This is a genomic window from uncultured Eudoraea sp. (assembly GCF_947258525.1).
Taxonomy (GTDB): Bacteria; Bacteroidota; Bacteroidia; order Flavobacteriales; family Flavobacteriaceae; genus Eudoraea.
Genome location: NZ_CAMYIP010000200.1, coordinates 46,338 through 69,071, shown reverse-complemented (window position 1 = coordinate 69,071; position 22,734 = coordinate 46,338). Strand labels below are relative to the sequence as shown.

Sequence of the window (22,734 nt, the reverse complement as noted above, 5' to 3'; positions counted from 1 at the left end):
TTATCTGTCTTTATTATTTTGTGGTATTCCTTTTAATATTGATTTTATCTTATTGGTACTGTCCATTTCTTCGTATATACCTTCAAAATTATCATCGATTAGTTTTTGTTTAAAGGCTTCCAAATTTTGAATATACTCCTCCAAAGTCTCTACTACATTATCTTTATTTTGTTCAAAAATAGGGGTCCACATCGCCGGTGAGCTTTTTGCCAGTCTTACCGTACTTTCAAAACCACTACCTGCCATATCAAAAATATCTCGCTCATTTTTCTCCTTCTCAATTACAGTTTTACCGAGCATAAATGAACTTATATGTGATAAGTGCGAGACATAAGCAATATGCCGGTCATGTGCTTCAGGATTCATATATCTTATTCGCATTCCTAAACTACTAAAAACACTCAATGCTCTTTCCTGGAGTTTGAATGCCGTTTTCTCTACTTCACAAATTATGTTTGTCTTACCTGCAAAGAGCTCTGATACAGCGGCAGAAGGGCCGGAAAACTCTGTTCCCGCAATAGGATGACAAGCCAGAAAATTTCTTCTTTTTGGATGGTCTTCAACTATACTGCAAATTTCTGATTTTGTCGAACCTGCATCTATCACCAAAGTATCGTCACCAATGACATCCAATAATTTAGGAAGTTCCAATACAATAGCATCCACAGGGATACTAACTACAACAATATCAGCCTCAGAAAAATCCTTAGACTCTGCAATGCCGTCAATAAGTCCAAGCCTAATAGCTTCTTCAAGATGGGTTGCAGTTGCATCTGCCCCATAGATTGATACCTCCGGATACTTGCATCTAAGGTCCCTCGCCATAGAACCCCCAATTAATCCGACACCAACTATTATTGCCTTCATCTTATTAACTTAAAACCTTTCAATCGCCTCTTTTATCTTTTCCTCTGTTACACAAAGTGAAAATCTGATATAGCCCTCTCCATTGCTTCCAAAAATAGTCCCAGGTGCAATGAATATATTTTTGTTTTGTAATATTCTATCTATAAATTCTTCAGAACACTTTGATCCTTTTGGCATTTTAGCCCAAACAAACATTCCAACAGCACTTGGATCATAGGTACATTGCAATTTATCTGCCAACTGAAACATTAATTTTCTCCGGGCTTTATATGTACGATCTAATTGATCAAACCAGCCCTTGCCGCTTTTTAATGCCTCTATCGCTCCTTTTTGAATTCCATAGAACATTCCGGAATCCATATTACTCTTAACTTTTAAAATGGCATTTAAATTTTCCTCGCTCCCCAATACCATTCCAACTCTCCACCCTGCCATATTGAAAGTTTTGCTGAGAGAATTGAGTTCTAAAGCAATATCCTTGGCTCCATTTATACTCAAAATGCTCAAAGGATTATTACTTAAAACAAAGCTGTAGGGGTTGTCGTTAATTAGCAAGATATTTTTCTCTTTTGCAAAGGCAACCAGTGCCTGCAATTGAGAAGAATTAGCTGTAGCCCCCGTAGGCATGTGCGGGTAACTAACCCACATTAGTTTTACAGCGGATAAATCTTGCCGCCTTAAGCTTTCCAAATCTGGAAACCAGCCATTATCAGCAACCAGATCATATTGTTTTGGAACGGCTCCTACCAGTTTTGTAACCGATGTATAGGTAGGGTAACCCGGATTGGGAATTAATACCTCATCACCTTCATTCAAAAAAGCCATGCTAATATGCATAATCCCTTCTTTAGAACCCATAAGAGGTAATATTTCACTCGAGGGATCTGCATCCACATCGAATTTTTCCTTGTAAAACTTCGCAATTGTTTCCCTTAACTCAGGAAGTCCCTGGTAGCTTTGGTATTGATGGGCGCCGGCATGTTTTACGGATTGTTGGAATGAATTAATTACGGCATCAGATGGCGGAAGATCCGGACTACCTATACCAATATTTATTATCGGTTTTCCGGCAGCAGCCATCCCTCTGACTTCTCGCAATTTTTTCGAGAAATAATACTCCTCTATAGACCTTAAACGATCAGCAGTTTGTATCATATACGAGCATTTTTATATTCACCCAAAACCTTGAAATCTTCGGACATGATGGCCAATAATGATTTCGCTTTAGCAAAATGATTGTAATCATCAAAAGTTATATCCACAAAAAATGCATATTTCCATGGTGTTTCAATAATCGGTAACGACTGTATTTTTGTCAAATTCAAATTGCAATCACTCATAACATTGAGAACAGTGGCCAGACTTCCTCTCTTATGATCTGTAATAAAACGAATGGAAGCTTTGTTAATCTCTTCTTTTGGAATTTCTTTATTCTTGGTTTTTACAATTATAAATCTTGTCGAATTATTCTTTATAGTTTGAATTTCCGGTTCTATGATTTTTAGATTGTAAAGATCTGCTGCCACCGCGGGGGCAATAGCTGCAATACCTTTCAAATGGTTTTCCTGTATTTGTTTTGCGGTTTCTGCAGTATCAAAATCTTCTACCATTTTAATATGGGGTTGAGATTTTAAATACTCCCTGCATTGCAATAGCGCCATGGGATGCGAACGCACTTCTTTGATATCCTGCAGTTGCTGTCCATCCAAAACCATTAAATTGTGATGGATATTCAGGTAATATTCACCAATAATGTGCAAATTATTCTGGTATACCAGGGCATAATTAGGTATAATTGATCCGGCTATTGAATTTTCAATTGCCATTATGCCTTTATCTGCCGAATTGTTGAGCAACTTGTCTACAAGGGCATGAAATGTCAAGCATTCCACTAAATCTATATCATTACCAAAATAATCCAGAGCTACCTGATGATGATTAGACCCTTTTATTCCCTGTATTGCTATTTTGAAACCCATATGGTTAAATTACCCTCAAAAAAAAATCCCGTATTTCACGGGACCTTATTTGATATATTGTTCACAATATTCTAAAACAGTCCCGTACTTCTTTTAAAAAAGAAATAAAAATAAGTTCCGTTCCAAGAATAATTGCGTGTCATTTTTCTACAAATATGTGGCTAAGGTAAATATTAAATTTAAAAATCGATGTTTAATACTATATTTTTTTGAATATTTATGGTATAGCCGATTTCTTTGCGGATAATATTTGGAATGTAATTTTTTTTTGAGAATTTATCATTATTCCAAATCCTAAGTCCCGTTCATTAGTAAATATTTCAATTGATCAGCTAAAATTGTGCAACCGAAATTCTGCCTTAAACTTGCAATTGTTACTTTTGCTTAAATTTTAAAAAATGTCTTTAAAGGTCACGAATATTTCTAAGAGTTTCGGTTCTCAAAAAGCACTTAATAAGGTGTCTTTTGAGATAAGGAGAGGAGAAATTGTAGGTTTCTTAGGACCAAACGGAGCAGGTAAATCTACCATGATGAAGATTCTGACCACCTACAGCAAAGCAGATGAAGGAGAAGCTTCTGTTAATGAATTTGACGTGCTCACAAAGCCCAGAGAAGTGCAAAAAAGTATAGGATATTTACCCGAACATAATCCGCTCTACAAAGACATGTATGTAAAAGAATATCTTGCTTTTAATGCTGAGGTCTATAAAATATCTAAAAACAGGATTAGCACGGTAATAGAACAAACGGGATTAAGTTCGGAAGCACATAAAAAAATTGGTGCTCTATCAAAAGGATATCAACAACGAGTAGGTCTGGCGGCTGCTCTTTTGCATGATCCCGAAGTACTTATTTTAGATGAACCCACTACGGGTTTAGATCCTAATCAACTTATTGAAATAAGAAAACTTATTAAGCATATCAGCAAAAAAAAGACTATCCTGCTGTCAACCCATATAATGAAAGAAGTTGAAGCTGTCTGTGATAGGGTACTAATTATAAATAAAGGAACCTTAGTTGCAGATAAAAAACTTTCCGATCTAAGGGAAGAGAATGAGCAGATAATAGAAGTTGAATTTGATTATCGCGTGGAAGAGGCATTCCTGCAAAGACTACCTAATGTTACCAAGGTGGTCAACACCGGAGGATTCGTATACGAAATTACTTTTGGTACATCTAAAGATATGCGGCCGGCTGTTTTTGATTTCGCTCATGACAATAAGCTCAAAACGCTGCAACTTAGCCGAAAGAATAAAAATCTGGAAGTCTTGTTTACAGAATTAACCAGCAGCTAAATAAGCTAATCGTTAAAAATTAATTTTCCTTTATAAAGTTCCTCAACTTCTACTATATCAGGACGATTATAGCTCTGTACATCCCCGGTTCCTCTGATTGTACCTCTTAAAGACTCCAGAGGATTGATTAAAACATCATTGCTGCCCCTGTGATTAAGGCTTACATTTTGGGCGGATAATGAAGCAGCCTCAACTCTGGAATCTCCTGCTGCAACAATTACACTGAAGTTTTCTGAACTGCCATTTAACTTAAAATACGCGATTCCGTTGACAACAATTTTTACATCCTGTGATGCCAGCTGAAGATCAAACTCACCATCTGTAGTAAGGTTTTCCGGGTCATTAAAGCTCTCAGAAATAAGCGTAATCTCAGGATAGGTCAACACACCGTCACTTATAGTGGAAAAGCCAGTATTACTTCTGATTTCTGTAATATTCGGTGCCGTAACATAAAATGTTGTAATACCGTATGGCCTGAATAAATTACAATTATTGGTGTTTGTCAGCAATAGTCTGCCATCCTTAACTTCAGCATTTACCTCATTGCGCAAAAATTTTCCGGTTTCAACTTCTACCAATATTGTACTCCCTTCTTTCAGGACCAGTTTAGTATTTTCATTAACAGTTATTTTCGTAAAATTCTCCACCGGGATTACATCCCGAATGATATTACCTGTATTTTGAAAACAATCGGGTACGCTATCCCCATTGCAAGCCATCAAAAGAATGAGGCCGATAGAAACTAATACTACTTTATAATTGATGTTCAAATGCTTCATAGCTTCAAATAATTTATAGTCCGCAACTTTTACAAACGTATTCCAAGTCCAAACTCTACCGCTTCTGCCGCCGCACCATGAGATTTTAAAGTTATGGCTCCAAATAACTTTTTACCAAAATAATATTTTAAACCAATTCTATTATAGACTTCTCCTTCAAAATCAAAAGGAAAATAAACATAATAACCCAGCTGAGCGATAGCACTTAATCTAGAAATATAAAGTTCGTATCCCAGAAACATGCCTACTCGTTTATAATCTGTATCGGGGTCAACATTCAGCTCCGGTAAAGCAATTGACTGATAACGAATTAATTCTTTCAGGAAATTTGAAAAAAACACTTCTGCTCCAAGCTGTATTCCGCTTTTTCGGGATAGACGTTTGTCCGCATAAGCCGAGAAAATATAAAATGGAAACTGGCCCGAGTTAATTACATCACTCTCATTAATTCCGGTTCTAAAAACCAGATTGGCCTTAATGGGTTCTGTTATTTTTTTCATTTCGAAGTTCCTGACATAGAAAATTTCTTCATTTCTATTTAAATCATAGACAAGTCCTGCATTAAAAGCAAACGTATTAGTAGAAGTGTTAGGAGCTTTTACATTTGCATTGCTATAATGAATTATAGAAATTCCTGCCTTAATACCCAAACCTTTAAATAGTTGTTCCTTATGATAATTAAGCATAATAAAAGTGGAACTCATAATATGTGACCCATAGGCATTACCCCTGAAATTTTCATTCTTATCGTATGGATTGGTGTTATAAGCTAAGCCTTGTCCGATTCTGAACTGCATGTTTCGTTTGAAGAAATAAAAATTATAATGTGCGTACAAACTGTAATTTTTACCCAGGATATCATCATTCATATCCTGATAAACAAATGAGATTCCGGTATCAGGATAGTTATATTCCTGATGCCATTCCTTAGATCCATAATTCTTTTTATTGAACCCAAGAATAAATCCGGCAGGATGTGCATTGATTAAGTGAGAAATATCCGTGTTATGAAGCATTATAGAACCATAATAAGGATTGGCATCTATAGTAAACTTCTTAGGTGTTTCTTTTTGCGAAAAACACGATAGACAACTAAGTAGGCATACATAAAAAAATCGGGTGTCCATTGGGTGTAAAAATAGCAAATAATACCAGTAAATAAATCTGAATTTGAAGGGTTATATTCGGGAGATTGAAGGAAAGTAATTTAAGGAAAATATTGTAATCTAATCCTATCTTCTGCCAGCTAAGTTATTTTGCTTCTTAGGTTAATGAAATTATAAGCGATTTATTTTCAATTAAAATACTGCTTCGGCTATGGCTTTAATATTATCCGACTTGCCCATGGAATAGTAATGCAAGACCGGAACACCAGCCGCTTTTAATTCCTTCGACTGGGCAATAGCCCATTCAACCCCAACTTGTCTTACTTCTTTGTTGTCATTACAATTCTCTACCGCATCAATCAAATCCTGAGGAAGGTCTATTCTGAATACCTGAGGCAACAATTGCAAATGCCTCTTGACTGCAATAGGCTTTATACCCGGAATTATTGGTACATTAATACCCATTTCCCTGGCAGCTTTTACAAAATCAAAATACTTTTTATTATCAAAAAACATTTGTGTTACCACATAATGAGCGCCAAGCTCAACTTTTTTCTTTAGCCACTTTAAGTCCGATTTTAAAGAAGGAGCTTCCATGTGTTTCTCTGGATAGCCGGCAATACCAATACAAAAATCTGCACAGTAGTCCGTTTCCACCACCTCATGTAAATACTGCCCACAATTTAGATTATGTATCTGTTCTACAAGTTCTGATGCGTATACATGCCCCCCCTCGGAAGGTTCAAAATACTTTTCTTCTTTCATAGCATCTCCTCTAAGTGCCATGATATTGTCTATCCCCAGATAATGACAATCTACCAGTAAATATTCCGTTTCTTCCTTTGTAAACCCGCCGCATAGAACATGCGGAATGGTATCTACATCATACTTATGTTTTATTGAAGCACAAATGCCAACTGTACCCGGCCTCATGCGTGTAAGTTTCTTATCCAGAAGTCCATTTTTATCAATATAGATATACTCTTCCCTTGAAGTGGTTACGTCTATAAAAGGAGGGTTGAATTCCATTAAAGGATCTATATTATCGTATAATTCCTTTATATTTCTACCTTTAACAGGAGGAATTATTTCAAAAGAGAATAGTGTATTCCCTTTGGCATTTTCTATATGTTCGGTAACTTTCATTTAAACTTACTACTTGTCAATATTTTTCGTTCTTCTCATTTTTTAATATAAATAGGCTTTTGCTCCGGTTTAAGTTCATCAGGAAATTTTAACTAATCATCAACCATATTTGGGGCAAGCCATTTTCTGGCATTATCTAATTCTATTTCTTTCCTCATGGCATAATCGGCAATCTGGTCTTTGGTAATCTTTCCCAACCCAAAATATTTAGCTTTAGGATGCGCAAAATAATATCCACTAACACTGGCTGCCGGATACATAGCGAGATTATCTGTCAATTTTACTCCAATTTGATTTTGTACGTCCAGCAATTCCCAAATTGTCAATTTTTCGGTATGATCCGGACAAGCCGGGTATCCGGGTGCCGGCCTTATTCCCCTGTATTTTTCCCGAATTAAATTTTCATTGGAGAGTTGTTCCTTTTTAGCGTATCCCCAATATTTAATTCGTACTTCTTTATGTAAATATTCAGCAAAGGCCTCTGCTAACCTGTCAGCCAATGCTTTAATCATAATAGCACTGTAATCATCCAGGTCTTTTTCATAAGTTTCTGCCAGCTCACTGGTTCCAAATCCTGCTGTTACACAAAAACAGCCAATATAATCCTGAATTCCTGTTTCCTTTGGGGCTATGAAATCTGCCAGAGCAATATTGGGAATACCTTGTCTTTTTCTGGATTGCTGACGAAGAGTCCTAAAAACATAATGATTATTTTCCTCATTTTCACCCGCGATATCTGTATTTTCGAGTTGAGTAATTACTTCAATATCGTCATCATTAATAGTATTGGCCGGAAAAAGTCCGAATACCGCTTTTGCAGTTAATAATTTCTCCTCGAATATCTTTTTCAGCATAGCTCGAGCATCTTTATATAACTCAGAAGCCTGTTCCCCAACAATTTCATCATTTAAAATATCAGGGTATTTTCCATGTAAGTCCCAACTTCTGAAAAAAGGTGTCCAATCTATAAATTCCTCCAAAAGCTGTAGATTCATTTCGCCAATCACTTCTATGCCCAATTTGCTGGGCTTTGCAATATCAGAAACATCCCAGTCTATATGAAACTTATTCTTCCTCGCATCTTTAAGACTAAGGTATTCTTTTTGTTTACCGCGATTAATAAATTTCTCCCTGAAGGAAGAATAATCCGTTTTAACTAAAGCTTTGTATGTATCTGCGGAGTCTTCCTGTAAGAGGTCACTCAACACTGTAACGGCCCGTGAGGCATCATTTACATGCACAACTGATGCACTGTACTGTGGATCTATCTTTACTGCAGTATGTGCTCTACTGGTTGTAGCCCCGCCTATTAATAAGGGTATTTTAAATCCCTGGCGTTCCATTTCTTTGGCAAGATGAACCATTTCATCCAAAGAAGGGGTAATAAGGCCGCTTAGCCCAATTACATCTACTTGTTCTTCTCTGGCTTTTTGAATTATTTTTTCAGGAGGTACCATAACACCCAAATCAATAATTTCATAGTTATTACAAGCCAGCACCACACTTACTATATTTTTGCCAATATCATGTACATCACCTTTTACGGTAGCCATTAAGATTTTACCTGCAGTCTGCCTTACATTGTTCTTATCTTCTTCAATAAAAGGCAATAAATAGGCAACTGCCTTTTTCATAACCCTTGCAGATTTAACTACTTGTGGCAGAAACATTTTCCCACTTCCAAAAAGATCCCCAACCACATTCATACCATTCATTAAATGGCCTTCAATAACCTCGATTGGCTTATTAACAGCTAATCTTGCTTCCTCCACATCTGCTACAATGTATTGATCTATTCCTTTTACCAAAGCCCGGGTAATTCTTTCCTGCAGTGGATCTTTACGCCATGAATCATCTGATATCTTTTCCTTTGCTTTACCAACTACAGTTTCAGCAAATTCAAGGAGGCGTTCTGTAGCATCATCCCTTCTGTTTAAAATCACATCTTCCACCCTTTCCAGCAAATCTTTTGGAATATCGTCATAGACTTCAAGGATAGCAGGATTTACAATTCCCATGTTCATCCCGGCCTGTATAGCATGATATAAGAAAACCGAATGCATTGCCTCGCGAACCGGCGTATTACCCCTAAACGAAAAAGAAACATTACTGACACCTCCGCTAACATGGCAATGTGGAAGGTTTTTACGAACCCAGGTGGTAGCTTCAATAAAATCGACTGAATTCCTATTGTGTTCCTCCATTCCTGTAGCAACAGGGAAAATATTAAGATCAAAAATGATATCCTCAGGAGGGAAATTTACCTTATTTACTAAAATATCATATGATCTTTTTGCGATTTCAATTCGCCTCTCATAATTATCTGCCTGGCCCTTTTCGTCAAAAGCCATTATAATTACCGCAGCTCCATAAAGTCGTATTAATTTAGCCTGACGAATAAATTCTTCTTCTCCTTCCTTTAAACTAATTGAATTAACAACACATTTACCCTGCACTAATTGTAAACCGGCCTCAATTATCTCCCATTTAGAGCTGTCTATCATAATAGGAACGCGGGCTATGTCTGGTTCAGCCATAATTAAATTCAAAAACCTGATCATGGCTTGCTTTCCATCAATCAGGCCATCGTCCATATTTATGTCAATAATTTGGGCTCCTCCTTCTACCTGGTGCCGGGCTATTTCGAGAGCTTCCTCATATTGTTCTTCTTTAATTAATCGCAGAAACTTTTTTGAACCAGCAACATTAGTTCTTTCCCCTACATTTATGAAATTACTTTCAGGAGTAATAACCAGTGGTTCTAAACCAGAGAGTTTAAGAAATCTTGGTTTTGGAAGGGAATTGATATCAATCTCCTGCTCATTACCTGAATTCAACTGTATGTTGGCTACATTTTTCATTATTACAATTGAACCCTTTCTATATCAGAAAAAATAAATTTTCTGGGTTTATAATCCTTTGTCAATTCAGCAATAGCTCTTATATGTTCAGGTGTTGATCCACAGCATCCACCAATTATATTCACCAGGCCCCTATCAAGATATTCCTTAATTTGTTCGGCCATCTGATCTGGTGTTTGATCATAGTCCCCAAAGGCATTGGGTAAACCCGCGTTGGGATGTGCTGAAACGGCTGCTTCCGTTCTATCTGCAATAGCATCCAAATGCGGCACTAACTGCTTTGCTCCCAAAGCGCAATTAAATCCAACTGATAACAACGGAATATGGCCTACAGATATTAAAAAGGCCTCTGCGGTCTGGCCAGATAAGGTACGTCCTGAAGCATCGGTAATGGTCCCGCTAACCATAACTGGTGTTTGTATGTTACGAGCCTGTTTTACCTCTTCAATCGCAAATAGCGCAGCTTTAGCATTAAGAGTGTCAAAAACAGTTTCTACCATCAGTATATCCACGCCACCATCCAAAAGAGCCTCAACCTGCTGTTTATAAGCTAATCGCAATGCCTCAAATGAAACTGCCCTGAATCCAGGGTCATTTACATCGGGCGACATACTTGCCGTTTTATTTGTTGGCCCAATACTTCCCACTACAAACCTTGGTTTATTTGGTTCTCTTTGGGTAAATTCCCGGGCTACCCGCTTTGCTATTTTGGCTGACTCAAAATTAAGTTCATAAACCAAATCTTCCATATGATAATCCGCCATGGCTATAGAAGTGCTGGAGAATGTATTTGTTTCCACTATATCAGCTCCTGCCTCAAAATATTTTGCATGAACTTCGGCTATGGCTTCAGGCTGGGTTAGCGAAAGTAAGTCGTTATTGCCCTGCAAAGGATAAGGCCAGTCTTTAAAACGGTTCCCCCTAAAGTCAGACTCGGTAAATTTATACCGTTGAAGCATAGTACCCATGGCACCATCCAGTATCATAATCCGTTCCTCCAATATATTCTGTATCATCTTCATATATCTTTTTTTAGGAATTACATTGTAACAACTTTATTTTTTGTCCAGACTGACCATTTAAACTTAGTAACGATATATCTACAATTGTTTGTTGGATGTAACTGTCGGACTATTCAATAATATTATCAAGTAAAAGTAGGTAAAGACAAATAACCTTTACTCCGTGTTATCTAGCCTTAGTTGCAATATAAAAGCAGCCTAGTGGTAGAATGTAGCACCTTCTCTATAGTTAAAGGGTTGCTAAGGTTTCAACAGGTCTAGTCCCTCCACCTTTCTTGATAACAATGTCAATGTTGTAATGAACTGGCACAAAGAAACGCCACGTGCCATTTAAAAACAAGTAAAATAGACTATTTTTGCCTTTCTTACGATTATCTGCAAACCTATTGAGATATTTCTTTTTAGTTACAAAGATTACTTAATGCTAATTATCGAATTCAGTGAATTTATTGTAAAGAAGAGCTTTCTTTTTATTTGCTTCAGTTCGTCACTTTTAGTGGTACCTTAATTGGTGTTTAACAAATTAATCGGAAACAAAGCTAATCATTAGTATTTGAAACCAGTATTTCTGTTACTTCGTTCATTGCGTTAACCTTCTGCTCAAAATCTCCTTTTATTGTTCTTCTATATCTATTTAGATTCTGAACCATCCTGCTAATATCTTCAGGTATCACATCTTCAAAAAATTGCCTCAATCTCTTAGCAGTTGTTGGGGACTTCCCGTTAGTAGATATAGCTATTTTTACGTTCCCTTTGGTTACAATACCTCCCATATAAAAATCACAGTAAGGAGGATTGTCTGCAACATTCACTAATTTATTCATACTTCTGCAGTCATTGTATACTTGCATGTTTACTTCAGGTAAGTCTGTGGTAGCAATAACGATGTGTTTCCCTTTTAGAAAATCAATACTGTAAGCTGATTTAATAAGCTCAACATCAAAAATTCTGGCCAGATTAAAAGTGTTTTCTCTAAACATAGAGGCTACCATGGTAATTTTAGCATCCGGACTGGATTTAGTTAAAAAGGATAATTTTTCTTCCGCTACATTACCCCCTCCAACTATCAAAATATGAAGCGACTTTGTCTTTAGAAAAATCGGATATAAATTATTCCTTTCCATTATTCTGTAATTTGATATTCGTACTGGCGGCCAATTTGAATAATTTGGCGTCGGTGTTTTACCACTTCTCCTATAATAATTATAGCCGGGTTGCTTAATTTTTGTTTTTCAACTATACTTTTTATTGTATTAATTGTTCCAACTCCAATTCGTTCTTCTTCTTTTGTGCCATTTTGAATAATTGCAACGGGCGTATCGGTTTTGTTCTCTTTAGCAAATAGCTCTACGATGGCCGAGAGTTTAGACATCCCCATTAATATGACTACCGTAGCATTTGATTTAGCAGCAAGGTGAATGTCTGAAGAGAGTTTATGTTCTTTAGTGGTTCCGGTAATTACCCAGAAACTCTCTGCAGCGCCTCTTTTGGTAACCGGGATATTCTGAGATGCCGGAACGGAGATGCATGATGAAATACCAGGAACTATTGCCACTTCAAGGCCATAGCCTGCCGCATAAGCCATTTCCTCGGCCCCACGACCAAAAACAAAAGGATCACCACCTTTTAATCGTACCACATGACCCCTGCTTTGTACTCTTTGCACGATTAATTCATTGATCTGATCTTGATGAAAGGCATAACATCCTTTCCGCTTGCCAACAAAAATATGCTCTGCCTTATCAGCATATTCCAATAAAGATTTGTCTACAAGGGCATCGTAAAGAACCACATCCGCATCCTGTAAAGCTTTAATTGCTTTTACTGTGATTAGTTCTAAATCTCCCGGACCTGCCCCAACGACTGTTAATTTTCCTTTTTTATGCATGAATCAATTCCTGTTTTCTATAGGCTTCCACCTTGTTTAAGAACTCCTCAGCATTAGCGAGATAGTTTTTAGCGAAGTTCTGCTCAGGTTCATTTTTATTCAATTGCAAAACCAAATCTTCGAATGAGCAATTCAGTTCTATTCTGCTGTTTGCAACAAAATAGGTGTCGAAATCCTTTATTATGCTGTTGTGGGTATTTGTTTTGGTTTTTTCGGCAGTCAGAAGTGCCTTGGCCGTATTTACCATAGAAGAATAGGAATAATAAATACTTGCAGCCCATTTCTCTTCAGTAATAGCTTCTTTAGCATTGTGTATCTTTTCTTCACTTTCAAATAACAATGTGGCAATTAAATCTATTACCACCCCGGCGCACTCTCCTATTCCAATTGCCTTCTGATATCTCTTGTTACTTCCCCAATCCAAATAATCTTCAGGAGCTAAATTTTCAATATCCGCTAATGGCTTAAGAAGTTCATAAAAATAATACTCGCCTTTTTCTGCATAATAAGATTCATAAGATGCGTCTTTACCATTAATCTCAAAATCGTCTAATATCTTTCTAAGAGCTGCCGGCCCTTTTTTACTTGGAATCTTAATTACTTTATCAGCAAATAAGCCCTGTCCATCTCCTAAATTGCCCCCTCCAAGCAATACTTGCAAAGCAGGTGCAACCAACTTTTCCTTAGTTCGTATTGACATGCCCTGAAAACCAATATTAGCCATAGAATGCTGACCGCAAGCATTCATACAACCACTAATTTTAATGACTACATCTGCATTATTTACATATTGCGGGTATTCTGTTTTTATAACGCGTTCTAATTCCGAAGCTATTCCCGTACTGCTTGCAATTCCTAGGTTGCAGGTGTCAGTGCCCGGACAAGCTGTAATATCTATTGCCTTGTTATAGCCCGCATCTGCAAACCCAAGTTTTTTAAGTTCAGTATAGAAAAAAGGAATCAGTGATTCTTTTACATAGGGAATTAGGATATTCTGTCTTAGGGTTAAGCGAATTTCACCTGCCGCATACCTTTCAACCAACTCCGCCAGCAATCTGGCTTTATCTGTATAAAAATCTCCTAGCATTACCTTTATTCCAATAGCAACATATCCGGATTGTTTTTGTCTAACCAGATTGGTTGCTTTCCATTGTTCAAAAGCACCCGTATCTTCAATAATTACTGGCTGAACCTGCGCATCTGAAATAACCACCTTAGGATAAGAGCTTACATCAATGGGGTACCGTTTGTAAGGTATCGCTTTCTTTTCTGCAATTAATAATTCTCTAAAGGCTTCCAAGCCTAAATCCTTTAATAAAAACTTCAGTCTTGCTTTAGCTCTGCTCTTTCTTTCACCATATCTGTCAAAAACACGAACAACAGTTTCCATCATAGGAATTATTTCATCGCTTGGAAGAAATGAAAATAGTTCATCTGCATGACGAGGTTGTGAACCCAAACCTCCTCCCAGCATTACTTTAAAACCTTTTACACCCTCTTGAATTTTGGCTATAAAACCCAGATCATGCATATAAGATAGTCCGGTATCTGTATCACTACAAGAAAATGAAACTTTGAACTTACGGCCCATTTCCTGACCAACTGGATTTCTCAAAAAATATTCGAAAACGGCCTGAGCATATGGTGATACATCAAACGGTTCATCACTGTCTATCCCAGATGTTTCACTTGCGGTAACATTTCTTACGGTATTGCCACACGCTTCTCTAAGTGTTACCTCATTCTTTTCCAGTTTGGCCCAAAGTTCAGGGGTACGTTCCAGGTCTACATAATGTATCTGAATGTCCTGCCGTGTTGTAATGTGCAGTCTTCCGGTGGAATATTCATCTGCTACATCCGAAATCCTATGCAGTTGCCTTGAGCTCACTTTTCCATAGGGTAATTTTATACGAATCATTTGAACACCAGGCTGTCTTTGTCCATAAACCCCTCGGGCCAGGCGCAGACTCCTGAATTTTTCCTTATCAATAGTTCCACCTTTGAACTCCCTGATTTTTTTCTCCAGCTCAATAATGTCTTTTTCTACTATGGGATTTTCTATTTCAGTTCTAAAACTTTGCATAATATTCTACTTAGTCTATGTATTAAATAGATTTATTAAAATGAATAGGTCTTAATTATGATATCTCTAAATATCCTTTAGTCCTCTAGCAAGCTAATCCTTTGTGGATCCTAGGTGTGTAAACCGCACTCCCTGTTTTCGAGAACCTTCGTTGGATCAAAATAATTGTGCTCGTTAGGAAGGCCCCGTGCATTTAAATAGGCGTCGAGGCGTGTATCATTCCAATGGTAAAACGGACTTACTTTTAGCACTCCCTCTTCACTTAAGCTTAAAATATTTAGTTTATCTCTTAGAGCAGTCTGGCCTTTTCTTAGGTTAGTAAACCAAACATCTGGTTTGTATTCAGCCATTGCCCTTCTGAAAGGTTCTAGTTTAACTTGTTCCGTAAATTCTTTATGCCTGGGGTCATCAATATCCGGTATACCCATCACGGCATCTCTGTGTGCAGTTGTCTGCGTGGGAACATACAATTTTATATTTAAATTTAAACCTGAGATCAATTCTTCGGCGTGTTTATAGGTATTGCGGGTGTTGTATCCGGTATCGCACCATATTACAGGTATATCTGATTTAACCTCCGTAACCGCGTTTAATATAGCTACTTCATATGGTCTGAAATTAGTAGTAACCACAGATTTGGAACCATATAGAATTGCCCATGAAATTATCTCTTCCGGAGGAATCCCTCTGAAGTGATTATTTAAATGTTCTATATCCTGTGTTGACAAGCTCATATCTTATATATTTAAAGTTAAAATTACCTTCCCCATTTAATGGTGTTCCACATTCGTTCATGTAAAAAATACAGGACCATCTTTGTGACCAATTCTACTAAACCAATAGAAAATGCCAATGAAAGAGTTCCGGTAATGATCCATGATATAATTATTGTGTCTAATGTCCCGATAGCTCGCCAGCTTATTGACTTTGCTATGCTTCTTTTTGGCTGCTCGGAAACTCTATCTGTTTGATAACTGCTATTCGCAGATCTCCTATTAATCAAAATTCGGTCTGCAATCATTTTGGAATAAATTTATCCTATGGATTTAATAGAGTAATCAAAAATAGAATAATATTTCAAAGTAAGACGTTAAATTTTCATCAATATTATGTTTACCCTATAGTTTTAATAGATTAATTAAAAAATCAGGTAATTATTATGAATGATTCATTGTAATGTCAAAGATTCTGAAGATTTTTTATGCCGAAATAAGATCGGCAAGCGTATTATTTCTGTAAACCTCCAGAACGCTGTCGCGTACCTGAAGCATTAATTTGTGTACAGTGCATTTATTTTCATCCGGACAGTCGTCACACTTTTCGTAAAAGTTAAGGCTTACACAAGGCACCATGGCAATTGGGCCTTCCAACACACGAATAACGGTTGTCATGGGAATTTCACCAGGATCTTTGAGTAAATAATAACCCCCTCCTTTTCCCTTTTTTGATCCTAAAAATCCTGTATTTCGCAAAGTGAGTAAAATACTTTCCAAAAACTTTTGAGGAATATTCTCGTGCCGGGCAATTTCCGAAATTTGAACCGGATCCTGTTTGCTTTGAGATGCCAAATAAGTAAGGGCCTTTATCCCGTATTTTGTCTTTTTAGAAAGCATTATGCGAAGATAGTCAAAATAGGAATATTCCTATTTCTCATATCCTACCTAAGGCCTGTCCTATGTCGTTAATAATATCATCTGTATGCTCAAGACCAACTGATATTCGCACCATTCCATCGGTAATTCCACATTCCAATCTTTCTTCTGCAGACAACTTGCTGTGTGTTGTAGATGCGGGATGTGTAACAATACTTCGGGTATCACCCAAATTTGCAGATAGTGACAACATATCAATGGAGTCAAAAAATTTCTTACCCGCATTTAGGCCTCCCTTTAACTCGAATGCAACTACACATCCACCAGCCTTCATCTGTCTCCTGGCAAGCTTGTATTGAGGGTGCGATTTAAGAAATGGATATTTTACCCAATTGACACTTTTATTACCTTCTAAAAATTCGGCCACTTTTAGCGCATTCTCACAATGACGGTCTACTCTTACGCCTAATGTCTCTAGACTTTTAGATAGAACCCAAGCATTAAATGGAGATAAGGCAGGTCCTGTAATTCTGGAATACCGATAAATCTGGTCTATTAAAGCTCTTTTGCCAACCGTAATGCCTGCCAAGACCCTACCCTGTCCGTCCATAAGTTTTGTGCCGGAATGAATTACCAGATCCGCACCAAATTTTATAGGCTGTTGAAGATAGGGAGAAGCAAAGCAGTTATCGACAATCATTATGAGTTTATGCTTTTTTGAAAACCGGCCCAGTGCCTCCAGATCCAGAATGTCTACACCAGGATTTGTAGGTGATTCTGCATAGAGTATTTTGGTTTTTGATGTAATTAGTTTTTCTAATTCATCTAATTCGTCAATCTTAAAATAGCTATGGCTAATATTCCATTTTGGGAAAACCTGAGTGAAAAGGCTATGGGTTGAACCAAAAATACTTCGTGCTGAAATTATGTGATCACCGCTGTTCAACAAGGCTGCAAAGGTTGAAAAAACGGCAGACATCCCTGAGGAGAAGGCAAATCCATCCTCTGCGCTTTCCATTTTACATACTTTTTCAATAAATTCTGATGTATTTGGGTTCGAATATCTTGAATAAATATTCCGATCCTTTTCTTCTGCAAAGGAAGCCCTCATATCTTCACTATCCTCAAAAATAAAACTCGAAGTAAGATACATGGCACTGGAATGTTCCAAAAATCCGGAACGTTCCATTTGGGTACGTATGGCCTCGGTCTCAAACTTTTTTTTCTTCATCTTTTACTATAATCAAGATTAATCAAAACCCAATCATATTTTTTCAGCAATGCGTAATATATCCCCAAAAACACCACGAGCGGTTACGGCAGCTCCTGCTCCTGCTCCTTGAATCACTAAAGGATGCTCCCCGTACGATTCAGTATAAATCTCAATAATGGAATCTGAACCCTTAACCTGGCCCAGGGCACTCTCCTTAGGGACAGATATCAGTTTTACATCCAGTTTTCCCTTTTCCTTCTGCAAATCACCATATAAATCGCCAATATATCGGAGCACATGATTTGGTTCCTGGTTTTCTTTAATTTTACTAAAAAAATCATCTAGTACTTCAAGTTCACTTAAAAATTCCTCTACACTTCCCTTGCGCAGGGATACCGGTATAAGATTCTGAATTGAAATATCATCAAATTCATTTTCGAGCTCCAATTCCCGCGCTAATATCAACAACTTTCTACCCACATCATTCCCGGATAAATCTTCTCTTGGATCGGGTTCAGTAAAACCATTTGAAATGGCTTTGTTTAAAATTTCTGAAAAGGACACGTCCTTTTCGGAAAAAGTATTAAAAATAAAACTCAAAGACCCAGAGAAAACACCCTTAATGCGTGTAATATTTTCACCCGATAGATGCAAAAGTTTTATGGTATCTATTAATGGTAATCCTGCACCAACATTAGTTTCATATAGATATCGTTTTTGTTTTTTTGCCAACTCCTCTCTAATCAATTTGTAGTAGTCAAATCCAAGGGTATTTGCAATTTTATTTGAAGACACCAGATCAAATCCATTTTCGATAAATTCAAAATAATTGGCCACAAAATTCTGGCTTGCGGTATTATCAATGGCTATTAAATTTTCAAGATGATGTATTCTGGCATAATTAAAAATATCCTCCACAGTATAGGGAACGCCTTTTTCATTAATCTCCTCCTCCCATTTTTTAGAAATTCCATTTTTGTTTAAAAGTATATTTTTAGAATTTGCCAGGGCAAATACATTAAGATTGATCCCTTTTCTTTCCTCAATTCCCTTCTTAGAATCCAATATCTGATCTACTAAGGTACCTCCCACATTTCCATGTCCAAAAATGGCCAGATTAATTTTTTTGCTAATGCCAAAAATTTGACCGTGCATTACGTTAAGTGCTTTGTGCAGGTCTGATTTCTTAACCACCAAGCTCACATTTTTTCCTGAAATTGTATTATTAAACAATAGGGGGACTATTTGATTCTTGATCAGAGCGTTGTATGGTTTGTGAAAAGTACTAAGATCCTGACCCACGATAGAAATGACCGAAACTTCGTCTACAATTGTTATTGTATTAATATCACGGGATTGAAAATCACTCTCAAATTCCATTTCCAGAGCCCTTTTTGCCAAATGTGCTTTCTCTGAGTTTACAACCAAACCAATTCCTCTCTCCGAAGAACCCTGGGAAATGATACTTACGCTTATATTATTTTGGCTGAGGGTCCTGAAAATACGTGCATCAATTCCCACTTTCCCTAATAAGCCCCTACCTTCCAGGTTAATTAGAGCCTCGTTCTCTATTACAGACAATGATTTTATTCCTTCTTTGCTGGATCTGGCGCTGATAAGTGTTCCCTCATTATCATCATTAAAAGTATTGAGTATCCTCAGTGGAATATTCTTTTCAATTAAGGGGATGATAGTCTTTGCGTGTAAAATGGTTGCGCCAAAATTAGCAAGTTCATTTGCCTCACTATATGACAATTGTTCAATTCTTTGGGCTTCAGAAACAAATTCAGGATTAGCAGTGAAAATACCATCCACATGAGTATAATTTTGCAATTCTTCGGCGTCCAGAAAATTTGCGATAAGAGAAGCTGTATAATTGCTGCCATTGCGTCCTAATGTTGTAGTTTCATCTGCTTCGGTAGAAGCTATAAAACCGGTGATCACAGGCACCTCATCTGGTTTCAATTTTGAAAATTCATGGATTACATTTTCCCTTGAAACATCTTCGAGCAATTTTGCATCTCCATAAGTATCGTCGGTTTTTATTAGTCGGCGACTATCAAGTAGTTTTGCATTGATGCCATTTCCAATAAGTAATTTTGTGATTAGCTTACCGGATATTAACTCCCCATAAGCCAGAACCTGATCCTTAATTTTAGGACTATAATCGCCAAGCAAAGTAACTCCTTCAAACAATTTTACTAATTCCAGGAATTCCTCTGAAAGACTGATATTTTTAAAGGTGTGTTTCTGGTATCTTTCAAAATCTTCAAAATCTTTCCTATAATCTAATCCCTTTGCGGCTTTATCTAATATCTCTTCCAACTGATCTGTTGCTTTTTCACGTGCTGATAAAACTACAGCGATATTTTCCCCATTTTCGACTTTGCCGGATATAATATCCAATACCCTTCCCAAACCTTCTCCATTGGAAAGTGACTTACCTCCAAATTTTAATATTTTTATTCTCGCAGATTTCCCATTGGTATCAAAAACTCCTTTGAGCAACTGCTGCATTTGTTCAAATTCAATCAAAAATGCATCATGCCCGTGCAATGACTGTATTTCACCATAGGTAACATTACTTTTGGCCTGAGCTAACTGTTTAAAGGTATCCTTATTCTCATTTGCTGTAAAAAAAAGATCAGAATCTACTCCTATAATGTGGATATTAGTGTTACTGTTTTGAAGATTATTAAATGCCTCCTCCCCATCTCTCGTAATATCTATGGTTTTTAATAATTGGTTGGCTAATTTATATGCTGAAAGCTGAAACCTTTCATTCAATTTTTTTCCATGATGTGTAAGCCAGCTTTCAACATTAAAAACCTGTAATTCTTCATTGGTGCTTCTTTGAAATCTTGCTTTAAAAGACTGGGGAGTTCTATAGCATAGCATAGCGTGCATCCTGGCATCGTGAACGGGTTGCTTTGAATTGACAAGGAACTGTTCCTGAATCTGACAATTTGCAATAAGCCAATCTGTTGACTTCCAATCAGCGGCCACTGGGATCAAATGTTCTGTAAGCATTGGATTTATTGCAGCCATTTCCCACGCAATTCCACCTCCCAATGAACCCCCAATCAGCGCATAAATGCGATCTATATTAAGTTCTTTTAATCCCAGAAGAAATATCCTTGCAATATCACCTGCAACAAAATCTTTGTAATTATCCACGACAAAACCGTCATAACCGTTTCCCGGTATATTGAAGGCTAACACAGTATATTTTGTAGTGTCAATACATTTGTCATCTCCAATCAATGATGCCCACCAGCCATCATCCCCGGCGACATTTGAATTACCCGTAAGGGCATGATTTACTACTACTATCGGTGCAGAGTGCAAGTCCTTGCCAAACAATTGATAGGATAGCTCAATATCCTGAACAACACCTCCAAAGGTTTTAAACTGAGGGATATCTAATTTTTGAAGTATGGTATCCAATTCTTTCATGCAAGTAATATGAATTATAACTGAGCAGATGTAATTCTAATTCAAGTTGAACTCTCTACTCAGTTAATATCAGTATTGTTATTATATCTAAGCCGGAACAGATTTATCAATTGTCTTAAAAGCTTGTTCCAGATCTGCTTTAAGATCATCCAGATTCTCCAATCCGACAGATAAACGTATTAGATCTTTAGTTACTCCTGTTGATTCCTGGGCCGCCTCATCTAATTGTTGATGCGTAGTACTCGCCGGATGAATAATCAAAGATTTAGTATCACCTATATTAGCCAATAATGAGAAGATTTGGGTTCCATCGGCAATTTTCTTAGCTGAATCGAATCCACCTTTAACTCCAAAAGTTATTAATCCGCTTTGTCCTTTTGGCAAATAAGCTTCGGCCTCAGCAAAATATTTACTGCTTTTTAAGCCCGGATAGTTCACCCAGGTAACCTCATCCCTGTTTTCAAGCCATTCTGCCAGTTCAAGGGCATTTTCACTATGTTTTTGCATCCGTACTTCAAGCGTTTCCAGACCCTGTATTATTTGAAATGCATTAAACGGGCTCAAACAGGCACCATGATCTCTTAAGCCTTCAATACGCACTTTAGCGATAAATGCAGCTGGTCCCAAGGCATCATGGTATACCAAACCATGGTATCCCGGTGAAGGTTCAGTAAATTCCGGAAATTTTCCGTTGGCCCAATCAAAAGTTCCGGCATCAATTACCACTCCACCTAGCGCAGTACCGTTTCCATTGATATATTTGGTAAGAGAATGAATTACAATATTGGCTCCATGCTCAATCGGATTCAACAAGGCAGGTGTAGCTACAGTGTTGTCAACAATAAATGGAATTTTAGCCGCCTTTGCTTCAGCTGAGATAGCTTTCAGATCAAGAACATCCAATTTTGGGTTTCCCAGCGACTCTACAAAAATAGCCCTTGTATTCTCCTTTACTGCTTTTCCGAAATTAGAAGCATCTGAGGGATCAACAAATGTTGTAGTAATCCCAAGACGGGGAAGGGTAACACTCAACAAATTATAAGTGCCCCCATATAAACTATTAGAAGCTACAATATGATCTCCGGTCTTCAACAGAACCAATAGCGCGGTATTAATAGCTCCGGTTCCTGACGAGGTAACCACTGAGGCAATACCTCCTTCAAGGGCTGCAAGCCTTTGTTCTAAAATATCATTCGTAGGATTATTAATCCTGGTGTAAATATTTCCAAACTCAGCTAAGGAAAATAAATTAGCCGCGTGTTCAGAATCATTAAAAACATAGGCGGTACTTTGATAGATAGGTACTGCCCGTGTACCGGCATTAGTGCTTGGGTCGTGTCCGGCGTGCAAGGCATTTGTAGAAAATTTGTGTTCACTCATAACGTTTGTTTCTTTGTATTCAATATGAATACTGGTTCTTAATTCAATTTGTTTTCAAAACTACTTT

Annotated in this window: 18 protein-coding genes and 1 riboswitch; of the genes, 1 reads left to right on the top strand and 17 read right to left on the bottom strand. The window is 37.3% G+C overall.

Translation table 11 applies throughout. The annotated features are described in order from the left end of the window. From Q0X89_RS15415 to Q0X89_RS15405, 3 genes are read right to left on the bottom strand one after another with little or no spacing between them, the layout of a single operon-like run. Positions 1–867 carry a prephenate dehydrogenase gene (locus Q0X89_RS15415; protein ID WP_297695772.1) on the bottom strand — a complete coding sequence of 289 codons (867 nt, stop codon included), beginning with the start codon at positions 865–867 and terminating at the stop codon, positions 1–3. Between the two features lie 9 nt (positions 868–876). After that, positions 877–2,022, bottom strand: coding sequence for an aminotransferase class I/II-fold pyridoxal phosphate-dependent enzyme (locus Q0X89_RS15410; protein ID WP_297695770.1), 1,146 nt, complete (start codon positions 2,020–2,022; stop codon positions 877–879). After that, a complete protein-coding gene (locus tag Q0X89_RS15405; protein WP_297695768.1) occupies positions 2,019–2,846 on the bottom strand; it encodes a prephenate dehydratase in 828 nt (275 codons plus the stop codon). Before Q0X89_RS15405 ends, Q0X89_RS15410 begins: the two co-directional genes overlap by 4 nt. Positions 2,847–3,244: 398 nt before the next feature. Between Q0X89_RS15405 and gldA the strand changes: the two genes are divergently transcribed. After that, entirely contained in the window at positions 3,245–4,141 is an 897-nt protein-coding gene (gene gldA / locus Q0X89_RS15400; protein WP_297695766.1) for a gliding motility-associated ABC transporter ATP-binding subunit GldA, read from the top strand. A gap of 5 nt (positions 4,142–4,146) precedes the next feature. On the opposite strand, the gene Q0X89_RS15395 is transcribed toward gldA, so the two are convergent. The 14 genes from Q0X89_RS15395 to Q0X89_RS15330 form a co-directional block, all read right to left on the bottom strand. After that, entirely contained in the window at positions 4,147–4,920 is a 774-nt protein-coding gene (locus tag Q0X89_RS15395; protein ID WP_297695764.1) for a head GIN domain-containing protein, read from the bottom strand. A gap of 29 nt (positions 4,921–4,949) precedes the next feature. Next, positions 4,950–6,047 carry an acyloxyacyl hydrolase gene (locus tag Q0X89_RS15390; protein WP_297695762.1) on the bottom strand — a complete coding sequence of 366 codons (1,098 nt, stop codon included), beginning with the start codon at positions 6,045–6,047 and terminating at the stop codon, positions 4,950–4,952. A 171-nt stretch (positions 6,048–6,218) separates the two neighbouring features. Then, positions 6,219–7,172 carry a methylenetetrahydrofolate reductase [NAD(P)H] gene (metF, locus tag Q0X89_RS15385; RefSeq protein ID WP_297695760.1) on the bottom strand — a complete coding sequence of 318 codons (954 nt, stop codon included), beginning with the start codon at positions 7,170–7,172 and terminating at the stop codon, positions 6,219–6,221. Positions 7,173–7,264: 92 nt separating this feature from the next. Then, positions 7,265–10,033 (bottom strand): methionine synthase, encoded by a 2,769-nt coding sequence (gene metH, locus Q0X89_RS15380; RefSeq protein WP_297695759.1) that lies wholly within the window; start codon positions 10,031–10,033, stop codon positions 7,265–7,267. 2 nt (positions 10,034–10,035) lie between these two features. Beyond that, positions 10,036–11,055 (bottom strand): homocysteine S-methyltransferase family protein, encoded by a 1,020-nt coding sequence (locus Q0X89_RS15375; RefSeq protein ID WP_297695757.1) that lies wholly within the window; start codon positions 11,053–11,055, stop codon positions 10,036–10,038. A 163-nt stretch (positions 11,056–11,218) separates the two neighbouring features. Next, positions 11,219–11,340, bottom strand: a riboswitch (SAM riboswitch). Positions 11,341–11,594: 254 nt separating this feature from the next. Further along, on the bottom strand, positions 11,595–12,179 hold the full coding sequence (locus tag Q0X89_RS15370; protein WP_297695755.1) for a bifunctional precorrin-2 dehydrogenase/sirohydrochlorin ferrochelatase: 585 nt from the start codon (positions 12,177–12,179) through the stop codon (positions 11,595–11,597). Beyond that, the gene (cobA, locus tag Q0X89_RS15365; protein ID WP_297695753.1) at positions 12,179–12,943 is read right to left on the bottom strand and encodes a uroporphyrinogen-III C-methyltransferase; all 765 of its coding nucleotides are present in this window, start codon (positions 12,941–12,943) and stop codon (positions 12,179–12,181) included. Before cobA ends, Q0X89_RS15370 begins: the two co-directional genes overlap by 1 nt. Beyond that, a complete protein-coding gene (locus Q0X89_RS15360; RefSeq protein ID WP_297695751.1) occupies positions 12,936–15,026 on the bottom strand; it encodes a nitrite reductase in 2,091 nt (696 codons plus the stop codon). Before Q0X89_RS15360 ends, cobA begins: the two co-directional genes overlap by 8 nt. Positions 15,027–15,136: 110 nt before the next feature. Continuing rightward, positions 15,137–15,760: a phosphoadenosine phosphosulfate reductase family protein gene (locus Q0X89_RS15355; protein ID WP_297695749.1), complete on the bottom strand. Its 624-nt coding sequence runs from the start codon at positions 15,758–15,760 to the stop codon at positions 15,137–15,139. Between the two features lie 23 nt (positions 15,761–15,783). Beyond that, positions 15,784–16,047, bottom strand: coding sequence for a DUF2061 domain-containing protein (locus Q0X89_RS15350; protein ID WP_297695746.1), 264 nt, complete (start codon positions 16,045–16,047; stop codon positions 15,784–15,786). A gap of 178 nt (positions 16,048–16,225) precedes the next feature. Further along, positions 16,226–16,639, bottom strand: coding sequence for an Rrf2 family transcriptional regulator (locus tag Q0X89_RS15345; protein ID WP_297695744.1), 414 nt, complete (start codon positions 16,637–16,639; stop codon positions 16,226–16,228). A gap of 37 nt (positions 16,640–16,676) precedes the next feature. Continuing rightward, a complete protein-coding gene (locus Q0X89_RS15340) occupies positions 16,677–17,849 on the bottom strand; it encodes an aminotransferase class I/II-fold pyridoxal phosphate-dependent enzyme (RefSeq protein ID WP_297695742.1) in 1,173 nt (390 codons plus the stop codon). 33 nt (positions 17,850–17,882) lie between these two features. Next, positions 17,883–21,287, bottom strand: a complete 3,405-nt coding sequence (gene thrA / locus Q0X89_RS15335; RefSeq protein WP_297695740.1) for a bifunctional aspartate kinase/homoserine dehydrogenase I — start codon at positions 21,285–21,287, stop codon at positions 17,883–17,885. An 87-nt stretch (positions 21,288–21,374) separates the two neighbouring features. Continuing rightward, complete coding sequence (locus Q0X89_RS15330; protein ID WP_297695738.1) at positions 21,375–22,667, bottom strand: O-acetylhomoserine aminocarboxypropyltransferase/cysteine synthase family protein; 1,293 nt, start codon at positions 22,665–22,667, stop codon at positions 21,375–21,377. Between the last annotated feature and the right edge of the window lie 67 nt (positions 22,668–22,734).